Source organism: Pseudomonas sp. G5(2012), assembly GCF_000408945.1.
Taxonomy (GTDB): Bacteria; Pseudomonadota; Gammaproteobacteria; order Pseudomonadales; family Pseudomonadaceae; genus Aquipseudomonas; species Aquipseudomonas umsongensis.
In genome coordinates this window covers 146355-158374 of the sequence record NZ_APIO01000059.1, presented here as the reverse complement: position 1 = coordinate 158374, position 12020 = coordinate 146355, and the positions used below count along the sequence as shown (strand labels likewise).

Here is a 12020-nt window from a genome sequence, read left to right as displayed (position 1 = left end):
CGACTTTTCGGGCCTGGTGCCTGATCCTGCCTGCGCTTTATCGAGGTGTCCGGTGAAAAAAATCGCAGTGTTCGCCGATGTCCAGAACCTCTACTACACAGTGCGCCAGGCTTATGGCTGCCACTTCAACTATGCCGCGTTGTGGGCTGATATCAGCAAGCAAGGCGAAATTGTCGAGGCCTACGCCTACGCGATCGATCGTGGCGACAGCAAACAGCAGCAGTTCCAGCAGATCCTGCGCAACCTCGGTTTCACCGTGAAGCTCAAGCCCTATATCCAGCGCAGCGACGGCTCGGCGAAGGGCGACTGGGACGTGGGCATCACCCTCGACATCATGGACGCGGCCGACCATGTCGATGAAGTGGTGCTGGCCTCTGGCGACGGTGATTTCGACATGCTGCTGGAACGCATCATCAGCAAGCACGGCGTGCAAGCGGTGGCCTACGGCGTACCGGGCCTGACGGCCAACTCGCTGATCCGCGCCGCCAGCCGCTACGTGCCGATCGAAGGCGCGTTGCTGCTCAAGAATTGATTTTTACGGAGTTCAAACAGGTTTGGAACGCATAGCAGTCATCGACTTTGAAACCACCGGGATCTCTCCGAGCAGCAGTTGCCGGGCCACGGAAATTGCCGTGGTGATCCTTGAACAAGGGCGCATCGTCGAGCGTTACCAGAGCCTGATGAACGCCGGCGTGCGCGTCCCGGGCTTCATCGAGCAACTGACCGGCATCAGCAACGCCATGCTGCGCACCGCGCCTTCGGCCGAGCAGGTGATGAACGAGGTCAACGAGTTTGTCGGCACCACGCCATTGCTGGCCCACAACGCCGCGTTCGACCAGAAGTTCTGGGACTTCGAACTGGGGCGGATCAAACGCACGCGCCTGCAGAACTTTGCCTGCTCACTGTTGCTGGCCCGACGCCTGATGCCTGCGGCACCTAACCACAAGCTCGGCACCCTCACCACCTTCGCCAACCTGCCCCACACCGGCAAGGCTCACCGGGCTATGGCCGATGCCGAAATGGCGGCTAACCTGACGGTGCACCTGGCCGAAGAACTGCGGCACAGGCATGGCCTGAGCGAGCTGTCCCATGATCTGTTGTGCAAATTGCAGAAAGTGCCGGCGGCGAAGGTCAATGAACACCTGAAGCGGCATCGTGGGTTCTGACCGCGACAGGATTCCCCTGTGGGAGCGAGCCTGCTCGCGAAATCAATTGATCATTCAACATTGATGTCGACTGACACTCCGCTTTCGCGAGCAGGCTCGCTCCCACAGTGGATCACCTACAACAATTAAATGCCCTTGCCATTCCCTTCCAACTGCCCCAACGGCACCCGCTTCTCTATCGCACTCGACAACACGATCGACGTCTTGCTGAAGCCAAACGTGGCAATCCGGTTGATCAACTCTTCCAGCTCAGGCATCGACCCCACCGCCGCTTGCATGATCACGCAAGGATCACCAGTCACGCGGTGGCATTCAGTCAGTTGCGGGATCTTGATCAGGTCGTCGTAGGCTTTCTGGTTGCCGTGCTGGTTCAGGCGCAGTTCAATCACACACTGGATCGGCAAGCCGAGCTTGGCCATGTCGACTTTCGCCTGGTAACCGGTAATCACGCCGCTGGCTTCGAGTTTGGCCACGCGTTCGGCCACGGCCGGGGCGGAAAGGTTGACCTTGCGCGCGAGGTCGGCGTAGGACGCGCGTCCGTTTTCCAGCAGGGCGCTGAGCAGCATGCGGTCGTACTTATCCATCGAGGCAGCTCCTGAAAATGACCGACTTTCGAAAGCACGGTTTATAGCGCTGAACTCCGTGTTTTGAAAAGTGTACCGGCGGTTTAAACAGGTTTTGTAACTTATTTTCCAGCGTTAGCCTTTCTAGAATAGCCGTTCACCTGTTCTGCCTGTGAGCTGCCCATCATGTCCGGCCTACGTCGCTTCCCCTTACCGTTGATCGCTGCCTTTTTCGCGCTGTACGTGATTTGGGGCTCGACCTACCTGGTGATCCGCATCGGTGTGGAGTACTGGCCGCCCTTGCTGCTCGCCGGCATTCGCTTCGTGATCGCTGGAAGCCTGATGTACGCCTACCTGCGCTGGCGCGGGGCACCAGCCCCGACCTGGGCGCAATGGAAAGCTGCGGGGATCATCGGCGTATTGTTGCTGGCGTGCGGCAACGGTGCGGTCAGCGTGGCCGAGCACACGGGCGTGGCTTCCGGCGTGGCCGCGCTGGCAGTGGCGACGGTGCCGCTGTTTACCTTGCTCTGTGGCTACTTCTGGGGCGCGCGCAATACCCGTCTTGAATGGGCGGGTGTTGCACTCGGGATGATTGGCATCGTCATGCTTAATCTCGGCTCCAACCTGCAATCGAGTCCTTTAGGTGCGGCATTACTGATCTTTGCCGCGGCAACCTGGGCATTCGGCTCAGTGTGGAGCAAACACTTGCCGTTGCCTCAGGGCGCAATGGCCAGTGCCGTGGAAATGCTGGTGGGGGGCGTGGTATTGCTGATCGGCAGTGCGGTAAGCGGCGAGCACCTGGAGCAGGTCCCGCCCATCGAGGGTTGGGCAGCGCTGGCGTACTTGACCGTGTTCGGCTCGATCATTGCCTTCAACGCCTACATGTATCTGCTCAAGCATGTGCGTCCGGCGGCGGCCACCAGTTATGCCTACGTCAACCCGGCGGTGGCCGTGTTGCTGGGGATCGTGTTTGTCGGAGAAACCATTGGCATCGAAGAAGCATTGGCCATGTTGGTGATCATCAGTGCCGTGGTGCTGATTGGCCTGCCGCAGTGGCGTCGCACACCGGAACGGCCAGTGGTGAAGTTGGAGCCGACGGCGGTGCCGACAGAATCCCGCGTGAATTAGGGTAAACTGCGCGCCATTGCAAACATGTTTCGCGTAATCGCGCTGATTTTTCCTACGGTACTCCAATGACTTTCGCCACCCTTGGCCTGATCGAACCCTTGCTGCGCTCCCTTGAGACGCTCGGCTACCAGACTCCGACGCCAGTTCAGGCGCAAGCCATTCCGGCGGTGCTGGCCGGTCGCGACCTGATGGCCGCCGCCCAGACCGGCACCGGCAAGACCGCCGGTTTCGCGCTGCCACTGCTGCAGTTGCTGGCCATGGAAGGGCCGAAAGTCACCGCCAACTCGGTGCGTGCGCTGATTCTGGTGCCGACCCGAGAGCTGGCCGAGCAGGTTCACGAAGCGGTTCGCCAATACGCCGAGAACCTGCCGTTGCGCACCTACGCGGTGTACGGTGGCGTCAGTATCAACCCGCAAATGATGAAGCTGCGCAGCGGCGTCGACTTGTTGGTGGCGACCCCGGGCCGTTTGCTCGACCTGTTCCGCCAGAACGCACTGAAGTTCAATCAGCTGCAAACCCTGGTGCTGGACGAGGCCGATCGCATGCTCGACCTGGGTTTCTCCGAGGAACTGGCGAATATCTATCGGGCACTGCCCAAGAAGCGCCAGACGCTGCTGTTCTCCGCCACGTTCTCCGACGACATTCGCCTGCTGGCCGGGCAAATGCTCAATGACCCGCTGAGTATCGAAGTCAGCCCGCGCAACGTTGCCGCCAATACGGTCAAGCAATGGATCGTGACGGTGGACAAGAAGCGCAAGCCGGAGCTGTTTGTGCACTTGATGCGCAAGGGCAAGTGGAAGCAAGTGCTGGTGTTCGCCAAGACCCGCAACGGCGTGGACGCGCTGGTGGAAAAACTTCAGGGCCTGGGCATCAACGCCGATGGCATCCACGGCGACAAACCGCAGGCGACTCGTCAGCGCGCGCTGGACCGCTTCAAGCTCAGTGAAGTGCAGATCCTGGTCGCCACCGATGTCGCGGCCCGCGGCCTGGATATCGAAGACCTGCCGTTGGTGGTCAACTTCGATTTGCCGATCGTGGCCGAGGATTACATCCACCGCATCGGTCGCACCGGGCGTGCCGGCTCCACGGGCGAGGCGATTTCCCTGGTGTGCGCCGATGAAGTGAATCTGCTGTCGGCCATCGAGATGTTGACCCGCCAGACGCTCAAGCGTCAGAACGAACCGGACTTCGAGCCAGAGCATCGCGTGCCGGACACCGACGCCAGTGGTCAGGTAATCAAGAAGCCGAAGAAACCGAAGAAGCCAAAAACGTCGGGTGGTGGCGGTAAGCGCAATCTCGGCAAGTGGGTCGATAGCGGGGAGGCTGCGCCAGCGGAGCCTTCGATCAAGCCTGTGCGCAAAGTGCCGGTGTTCAACACTGGGCCGCGTAAGCGTAAGCCTTGATTAGCGGCGGCGTCTGTTAGGCCGCCTTCGTCGGAGCGCCGCCCGGAGCTAGCTCGCTCCCACATTGATCTTCTGTGAACACTGTATTTGTGTACGACACAGACCCATTGTGGGAGCGAGCCTGCTCGCGAAGGGCGCGCCCTGGTCTTCAGCCCTTGCGCTGCAACCACTCCACCATCCCCAATCCCGCCGCACGCCCACTGGCGAAACACGCCGTCAGCAGATAGCCGCCCGTTGGCGCTTCCCAATCGAGCATTTCCCCCGCGCAGAAAACCCCAGGCATTTGCTTGAGCATCAATCGTTCATCCATCGACTCGAACTTCACACCGCCCGCGCTGCTGATGGCTTCGTCCAATGGTCGGGTCTTCACCAGGGTTAGGGGCAACGCCTTGATCGCTTTGGCCAGCAATGCCATGTCGGTAAAAGTTTCGGCAGATGTCAGCTCTCGCAACAACGCCGCTTTCACCCCATCGATGCCCAACTGACTGTGCAAATGTTTAGCCATCGAGCGTGAGCCGCGCGACTTGCTCAGTGCAGCCTGGATTTTATCCACAGGCCGGCCTGGCAGCAGGTCCAGGTGAATGGTTGCCGAGCCGTGCTGGTTGATCGCTTCACGGATCGCTGCCGACAGGGCGTAGATCAGGCTCCCTTCAATCCCGGTCGCAGTGATCACACATTCACCCAGCCTTGGTGCGTCATCATTGAGGCCGATCGCAATGTTTTTCAGCGGCGCACCGGCGAATTTGCTGACCATCAAATCACTCCAGGCCTGCACCTCGAAGCCGCAATTACTTGGCTGCAGCGGCGCGAGTCCTACAGCCTTTTGCTCCAGTGGCAGCATCCACCCGCCGTCCGAACCCAGGCGCGACCAACTGCCGCCACCCAGGGCGAGCAAGGTGGCATCGGCTTGAACGGTTTTTTCGCCATCGGGACAGTCGATGCGCAAACCGCCGCGATCATCCCAGCCGAGCCAGCGGTGGCGGGTGTGGATAACTACGCCGCTGTCGCGCAGGCGTTTGAGCCAGGCACGCAACAGCGGCGCGGCTTTCATGTCGGTGGGGAATACGCGGCCGGAGCTGCCGACGAAGGTGTCGATGCCCAGCCCGTGAATCCACTGGCACAGCGCATCGGCACCGAAGGCGCGCAGCAGCGGCGCAATCTGTGGGGCGCGTTCGGCATAGCGCGAGAGGAAGGCCGGGTAGGCTTCGGAGTGGGTGATGTTCATGCCGCCGACGCCGGCCAGAAGGAATTTTCGCCCCACCGAAGGCATGCCGTCGTACAGGTCGACCTTGATCCCGGCCTGGCTCAACACTTCAGCCGCCATCAGGCCGGCGGGGCCGCCGCCGATGATGGCGACATGGGAAGGGGAGGCGGTCGGGGATTGAGTCATGGGGTGCACTGCGGTTTTGGCCGATAAGCCGGGCATTCTAACAGCCCAGTCCCCGGTGGGAGCGAGCCTGCTCGCGAATGCGTTATGTCAGACGCATCATGGTTGGATGTGCTGCCGCCTTCGCGAGCAGGCTCGCTCCCACAAAGGTTTCGTTGGCGTTATTGAGGCTGGTTAAAAAACAACCACCGCTCCGCAGCCCACACCCCGCATGGTCTGTAGTCCCTTTCACTCAGGTTATCCACAGGCGGTTCCACAGGCATTGTGGGTAAAGCATCCACAACTCAGTGACAGCCTGATGACTGCCAGACCCGCTCGGCGCTGTGATGCAGGATGCCATGGCGGCGGGCGAGGGCCTGGCGGTCCTTGCTGTACCCGCCGCCGATCACGCCGACCACCGGGATATCGCGGCCCAGGCAATGGCGCATGACGGCTTCATCGCGAGCGGCGACGCCTTGGTCTGTCAGCTTCAGGTAACCGAGCGCATCATCCTTATGCACATCGACACCCGCGTCATACAGCACCAGGTCCGGCTGATAGAGGGGCAAGAGGTAGTTGAGCGCATCGTCCACCACTTTCAGGTAATCGGCATCGCCCATGCCGTTGGGAAGCGGGATGTCCCAGTCACTTTCGGCCTTGCGTGTGGGAAAGTTCTTTTCGCAGTGCAGGGAAACGGTCACCGCCTCTGGAGTGTCATGCAGAATACGTGCAGTGCCGTCGCCCTGATGCACGTCGCAGTCGAAGATCAACACCCGATTGACCCGGCCACTCTCCAGCAGGAAACGGCTGATCACCGCCAGGTCGTTGAAGATGCAGAAGCCAGCGGGGTAATCGTAATGCGCATGGTGGGTGCCACCCGCCAGGTGGCAGGCCAGGCCATGTTCCAGCGCCTGCTCCGCCGCCAGCAACGAACCGCCGACCGCGCGCACCGTGCGCCGGGCCAGGGCTTCGCTCCAGGGCAGGCCGAGCCGCCTCTGGTCCTCGCGGGACAAGTCGCCACTCATGTAGCGCTCGATATACGAAGGGTCATGGGCGAGGGCGAGAATGTCCGTTGGGCACAACTGTGGGCGCAGCAGGTCGGCGTCGCGCGTGAGACCGCTGTCCACCAGGTGATCGCGCAGCAGGCGAAACTTGTCCATGGGAAAGCGGTGATCCGCCGGGAACTCGGGACTGTAGTCTTCGTGGTAGATCAGCGGCAGTGGCATGATGATTTCGTTGCGCAATGAGTGAAGGATCCTACCAGCGTTGTAGACTGGCGGCATGGAATTGGGGGGGGAACGATGGAGCCGATACTCGAACTGGCGAGCGCTCGATTGCTATTGCGGCAGTGGCGCGATGAGGATTTGCCGGAGTTTGCCGCGATGTGCGCCGATCCACAGGTCATGCGCTATTTTCCCGCACCCTTGAGTCGATTGGAAAGTGCCTCGTTGATTGGCAGGGTTCGCGAGCACTTTGCCGAGCACGGTTTTGGCTTCTGGGCGCTGGAGCGCAAAGACACCGGCCAGTTCATCGGTTTTACCGGTCTGGGCGTGGTCGGTTTCGACGCGCCTTTCACACCGGCCATTGAAATCGGCTGGCGCCTGGCGCGCGAGCATTGGGGCCTGGGTTATGCCAGCGAAGCGGCATGGACCGCTCTACGCTGCGGGTTTGATCGCCTGGTTCTGAATGAAGTCGTGTCCTTTACCACGGTCGGCAACCTGCCGTCGCAGAAAGTCATGCAGGCGATCGGCATGCAACACGATCCGGCCGATGATTTCGATCATCCCAGGCTTGCCCTCGATCATCCCCTGCGTCACCACGTGCTGTATCGCATCAGCCGCGAACAATGGCTGCAAACCTTGCATGGATAACCTGGCACGGACGTTTACAATGGCCCCTATGTTGGCACGGGCCAGAAAGTGAATCGACCGACGCAGCCAGGACTGCGCGGCATTGCGTTGTGTGAGGAGAGTCTGAATGAGCCAAGTGTTGGATGATTTGGTTGACCTGCTGAGCCTGGAATCGATCGAAGAAAACCTGTTCCGCGGCCGTAGCCAGGACTTGGGTTTTCGTCAGCTGTTCGGCGGCCAGGTGCTCGGTCAGTCGCTGTCGGCAGCTAGTCAGACCGTTGAAGAGGCGCGCCATGTGCATTCGCTGCATGGTTATTTCCTGCGCCCGGGCGATGCCAAGTTACCAGTGGTTTATTCCGTGGACCGCGTGCGCGACGGCGGCAGTTTCAGCACTCGCCGGGTCACGGCGATCCAGAAAGGCCAGCCGATCTTCACCTGCAGCGCCTCGTTCCAGTACGACGAAGAAGGTTTCCAGCACCAGACCCAAATGCCGCAAGTGGTCGGACCGGAAAACCTGCCATCGGAACTGGAACTGACCCAGCAACGCGCTCACCTGATCCCCGAGCACATGCGTGAAAAACTGCTGTGCCCGAAACCGATCGAATTCCGGCCCGTCACCGCGGAAGATCCCTACAACCCGAAAGCCAGCGATCCGATCAAATACGTCTGGTTTCGCGCCGACGGCGCCTTGGCCGACTCTCCGGCATTGCACAAGTATCTGCTGGCCTACGCCTCGGACTTCGGTCTGCTGACCACCTCGATGCTGCCCCACGGCAAATCGGTCTGGCACAAGGACATGCAGGTCGCCAGCCTCGACCACGCATTGTGGTTCCACGCCGACCTGCGCGCCGATGACTGGTTGCTGTATGCGATGGACAGCCCATGGGCCGGCAACTCTCGCGGCTTCTCCCGTGGCAGCGTGTTCAACCGCGCCGGGCAACTGGTGGCCTCGGTCACCCAGGAAGGCCTGATTCGCCATCGCAAGGATTGGGCATGAGCCTGGCCGACGTACGTCATTGGGTGTTCGACATGGACGGCACCCTGACGGTGGCTGTGCATGATTTCGCAGCGATTCGCATCGCGTTGGCGATCCCGCCTGAAGCCGACATCCTGACGCATCTGGCGGCGCTGCCGGCCGATGAAGCCAGCGCCAAACACGCCTGGCTGCTCGAGCACGAGCGCGATCTGGCGCTAGGTTCGAAACCGGCCCCGGGGGCTGTGGAGTTGGTGCGTGAATTGGCCGGGCGCGGTTATCGCCTGGGCATTCTCACGCGCAATGCCCGTGAACTTGCGCATGTCACGCTGGAGGCTATCGGCCTGGCCGACTGCTTTGCGGTAGAAGATGTGTTGGGTCGCGATGAGGCGCCACCGAAGCCGCACCCAGGAGGATTGCTGAAACTGGCCGAAGCCTGGAAGGTGTCGGCCAGCGATATGGTGATGGTCGGTGATTACCGTTTCGACCTTGATTGCGGTCGTGCGGCGGGAGCGCGGACGGTGTTGGTCAACCTGCCGGATAATCCGTGGCCGGAGTTGACCGATTGGCATGCGAGCGATTGTGTCGAGTTGCGGCAGATGCTGTCGGTGTGATTTTTAAGGGGCAAAGATCGCAGCCTGCGGCAGCTCCTACGGAAACAACGCCTGCTGCCCCTGCGGTGAAGTAAACATCCCATCTCCGTTATGCCCGACCCCGGGCACTTCAATCAGTTGCTGCTGCAACCCTTGCGGTTGCAGCCGCTTCAGGTAAGCGAAGTAGTAGCGCCCCCGGGCCAATCGATACGGCCCCTGGGCCTTAGCCTCGCAGGATTTATCCAGCGCCGGGTGGTTCGGGTCGACGTCCTGCTGCCCCAGCAGATAAACGATGTTGCGCTTGAGGTACTTTTCCTGCAGCAGCGCGGCAGTTTGTCCTTCTGCGTAGGCAGGTAGATCTGTCAGACCGTATTTCCAGCGGTTGAATTGCGGGCAACCCGCATGACTGAAGGCCACTGGCCGACGCTCATCGAAATAGGTGTAGGAAGAGGGGTTAGCGATCACATAGCGCACCTGCACGCCGGCAGTTTCCAGGGCGGGCTGGTCGTGGCCCAGCAAGGCGTAGCGCTGAACCACTTGAGCGCCAGCCGAATGACCGGCAATGACGATTTGCTTCAAGTCCGGAAATTGCTGGCGATCACCCAGGCGGGCAATGATTTCGTCCAGCGCTTCGTAGGAACTCAGGCGAAAAGGGGCTGTGGATTCACCGCCCGCCATCCACTCATTGCCTTGCCAGCGCAAGACGGTGTCCGCTACCGGGTGCTGTGCAACGTCGTCTTCATTAAGAAATTGCGGCGCGATCACCAGGGTCGTAGCGCTTTGCCCGGCCAGTTCGGCCGCGCGTTCGGCGCTCTGGAGGTAGGTCTGCGCATTGCGCAAGCGCCCATGGACGATGATCAATACCCGCTCGATTTTTGGCGGCGCCGGGCTGATGCCCACCGCTATTTCACCGGACTTTAACAACAGGCGCCCGGGGCTGATTTCCTTGACCCCATGCTCCGCAGCCTGGGATGTTGTGCAGGTAAACAGTAAGACTAACCACCACTTTTTCATTTACAGATTTTTCGCAGCAAAGGTATCGCACTGGCCAACCTGGCCCTGGGCGAATCCGGTTTTGAACCAGCGCACCCGTTGCGCTGACGTACCATGGGTAAACGAGTCCGGCACCACACGGCCCTGACCTTGTTGCTGCAAACGATCGTCGCCGATGGCGTTCGCAGCGTTTAACGCTTCTTCAATATCGCCCGGCTCCAACCAGTTCAGGCGCTTCTGCGCGTTGTTGGCCCAGACTCCGGCCAGGCAATCGGCTTGCAGTTCCTGGCGCACCAGCAACCCACCATCGCCTTCCATCTGCCGGCCTTGCTGGCGGGCAGCCTGAATCTTTGCCGAAACACCGAGCAAGGTTTGTACGTGGTGACCGACTTCGTGAGCGATCACATAGGCCTGGGCGAAATCGCCCGCGGCAGCGAAGCGCTGCGACATTTCCTGGAAGAAGGCCATGTCCAGATAAACCTTCTGGTCTGCGGGGCAATAGAAGGGACCGGTCGCCGATGTCGCCAGTCCGCAGGCCGAATTGACCCGATTGCTGAACAACACCAGGGTCGGATCCTTATATTGCCGGTCCGCCTGCTGGAAAATCTGGCGCCAGGTGTCTTCGGTATCACCGAGAATCGAGCGGACGAACTCGGCCCCTTCATCAGTGGCCGGTGGCGCCTTGCGCGTCTGCGACGTGGTGGGCGCCGATTGTTCGCTCATCTGCCCGGTCAGTTGTCCGAGAATCTGCATGGGATCCTGGCCGGTGATCCAGCCGATGCCCACGATCAGCAGGATCGCCGTCAGGCTCAGGCCCTTGCCGCCACCAAAACGCATCCCGCCGCCACCGCCGCCGACATCATCGCCACGGGCATCGACCACGTTGTCGCTGCGTCGGCCTTTTTTCCATAGCATGTGGGAATCCTCTGATGTTGCGGGTAAAGAACCGTGGGATGAGTGTTGCTGCTCAGTTGGAGCGGCGCCAGTCCGGTCGTCAGACAGCCATGAGCGGCAGCGGTTCTATCCAGGCCGCGACATTAGAGGCTTCATTGACGGGCGGGTATCACAGCACCTCGGCAGCGAAGGTGTCACAGGCCTCCGGCAGGCCTGTGGCGAAACCGGTCTTGAACCAATTCACGCGCTGCAGAGAAGTGCCGTGGCTGAAGGTCTCTGGGCGAATCTGGGCATTGCGCGCTGCCTGCAACTGGTCGTCTCCGAACATTGCCGCCGCATGCAGTGCAGCTTCAATATCCCCCGGCTCCAGCCAGTCCAGGCGCTGTTGCGCATGGTGCGCCCAGACACCGGCCAGGCAATCGGCCTGCAACTCCGCACGCACTTCCAGCCCGCCATCGCCACTGACGGGTTGTTGCTCGAGCAAGGCTTTTTCGAACGGTTCGGAAAGGCCCAGCTCAAGCTGCACGTGATGCCCGATTTCGTGAGCGATGATGTAGGCGCGCGCGAAGTCACCGACCACTGAAAACTGCTGCTCAAGCGTGCGGAAAAATTCGAGGTCGAGATACACCTGCCGATTGCCCGGGCAATAGAACGGGCCACTGCCGGAGCTGGCGAAACCACAGCCCGAGACCACACCATTGTTGAACAGTGTCAGGGTGGGATGTGGATATTGCCGGCCCATTTGCGCGAACAGTTGGTTCCAGGTGTCTTCGGTATCGCCCAGCACCGACTGGACAAACGTTAACTGCAGATCTACTTCAGGCTCGATCGATGGTTGAGGGAGGGGGCGATCCGGGGTGTACGAAGGTTCGAGCTTGGTAGCGTCTGCTGGCGTGTCCAGTGTCGAATAGAGCCCGGCGCTGGCCAGGGCGACGGCGGCCAGCCCAGCGGCCAATGTTGTCCCTGTAAGCGTGCGGGCATCCTTGCCCTTGCGTATGTCGTTCACGTTTTTGCTGCGTCTTGCCTTGTTCCATAGCATGTTGACGGTCTCTCATAGATTGATGGGGCGTATAGCGCCGGGTCTATGAATA

Annotated in this window: 13 protein-coding genes; 7 read left to right on the top strand and 6 right to left on the bottom strand. The window is 60.8% G+C overall.

What is annotated here, in order from left to right:
• Nucleotides 1-52: 52 nt before the first annotated feature.
• Together PG5_RS18875 and PG5_RS18870 are read left to right on the top strand one after the other, a co-directional pair.
• Nucleotides 53-532, top strand: coding sequence for an NYN domain-containing protein (locus PG5_RS18875; RefSeq protein WP_007946629.1), 480 nt, complete (start codon nucleotides 53-55; stop codon nucleotides 530-532).
• A 22-nt stretch (nucleotides 533-554) separates the two neighbouring features.
• Nucleotides 555-1166, top strand: a complete 612-nt coding sequence (locus PG5_RS18870) for a PolC-type DNA polymerase III (RefSeq protein WP_020798720.1) — start codon at nucleotides 555-557, stop codon at nucleotides 1164-1166.
• A 125-nt stretch (nucleotides 1167-1291) separates the two neighbouring features.
• Here PG5_RS18870 and PG5_RS18865 read toward each other — a convergent pair whose 3' ends face one another.
• Nucleotides 1292-1750, bottom strand: a complete 459-nt coding sequence (locus tag PG5_RS18865; RefSeq protein WP_020798718.1) for an Lrp/AsnC family transcriptional regulator — start codon at nucleotides 1748-1750, stop codon at nucleotides 1292-1294.
• Between the two features lie 165 nt (nucleotides 1751-1915).
• Here PG5_RS18865 and yedA point away from each other — a divergent pair, with 165 nt between their 5' ends.
• Together yedA and PG5_RS18855 are read left to right on the top strand one after the other, a co-directional pair.
• Nucleotides 1916-2857 carry a drug/metabolite exporter YedA gene (yedA, locus tag PG5_RS18860; RefSeq protein WP_020798717.1) on the top strand — a complete coding sequence of 314 codons (942 nt, stop codon included), beginning with the start codon at nucleotides 1916-1918 and terminating at the stop codon, nucleotides 2855-2857.
• 65 nt (nucleotides 2858-2922) lie between these two features.
• The gene (locus PG5_RS18855; protein ID WP_020798716.1) at nucleotides 2923-4260 is read left to right on the top strand and encodes a DEAD/DEAH box helicase; all 1338 of its coding nucleotides are present in this window, start codon (nucleotides 2923-2925) and stop codon (nucleotides 4258-4260) included.
• A gap of 148 nt (nucleotides 4261-4408) precedes the next feature.
• Here PG5_RS18855 and PG5_RS18850 read toward each other — a convergent pair whose 3' ends face one another.
• Together PG5_RS18850 and PG5_RS18845 are read right to left on the bottom strand one after the other, a co-directional pair.
• A complete protein-coding gene (locus PG5_RS18850) occupies nucleotides 4409-5650 on the bottom strand; it encodes a TIGR03862 family flavoprotein (RefSeq protein ID WP_116287627.1) in 1242 nt (413 codons plus the stop codon).
• Between the two features lie 281 nt (nucleotides 5651-5931).
• Nucleotides 5932-6852 (bottom strand): histone deacetylase, encoded by a 921-nt coding sequence (locus PG5_RS18845; RefSeq protein WP_033043192.1) that lies wholly within the window; start codon nucleotides 6850-6852, stop codon nucleotides 5932-5934.
• Nucleotides 6853-6927: 75 nt separating this feature from the next.
• Between PG5_RS18845 and PG5_RS18840 the strand changes: the two genes are divergently transcribed.
• The 3 genes from PG5_RS18840 (at nucleotide 6928) to PG5_RS18830 (ending at nucleotide 9063) form a co-directional block, all read left to right on the top strand.
• The gene (locus PG5_RS18840) at nucleotides 6928-7497 is read left to right on the top strand and encodes a GNAT family N-acetyltransferase (protein ID WP_020798712.1); all 570 of its coding nucleotides are present in this window, start codon (nucleotides 6928-6930) and stop codon (nucleotides 7495-7497) included.
• A 106-nt stretch (nucleotides 7498-7603) separates the two neighbouring features.
• Nucleotides 7604-8473: an acyl-CoA thioesterase II gene (tesB, locus tag PG5_RS18835; RefSeq protein ID WP_020798711.1), complete on the top strand. Its 870-nt coding sequence runs from the start codon at nucleotides 7604-7606 to the stop codon at nucleotides 8471-8473.
• Complete coding sequence (locus PG5_RS18830) at nucleotides 8470-9063, top strand: HAD family hydrolase (RefSeq protein WP_020798710.1); 594 nt, start codon at nucleotides 8470-8472, stop codon at nucleotides 9061-9063. The genes tesB and PG5_RS18830 overlap by 4 nt, the downstream gene beginning before the upstream one ends.
• A gap of 36 nt (nucleotides 9064-9099) precedes the next feature.
• Here the strand turns inward: PG5_RS18830 and PG5_RS18825 are convergent, their stop codons facing one another.
• From PG5_RS18825 to PG5_RS18815, 3 genes are all read right to left on the bottom strand, one after another.
• The gene (locus PG5_RS18825; RefSeq protein WP_020798709.1) at nucleotides 9100-10056 is read right to left on the bottom strand and encodes an alpha/beta fold hydrolase; all 957 of its coding nucleotides are present in this window, start codon (nucleotides 10054-10056) and stop codon (nucleotides 9100-9102) included.
• Nucleotides 10057-10950, bottom strand: coding sequence for a neutral zinc metallopeptidase (locus PG5_RS18820; RefSeq protein WP_020798708.1), 894 nt, complete (start codon nucleotides 10948-10950; stop codon nucleotides 10057-10059).
• 148 nt (nucleotides 10951-11098) lie between these two features.
• Entirely contained in the window at nucleotides 11099-11968 is an 870-nt protein-coding gene (locus tag PG5_RS18815; protein WP_020798707.1) for a neutral zinc metallopeptidase, read from the bottom strand.
• Between the last annotated feature and the right edge of the window lie 52 nt (nucleotides 11969-12020).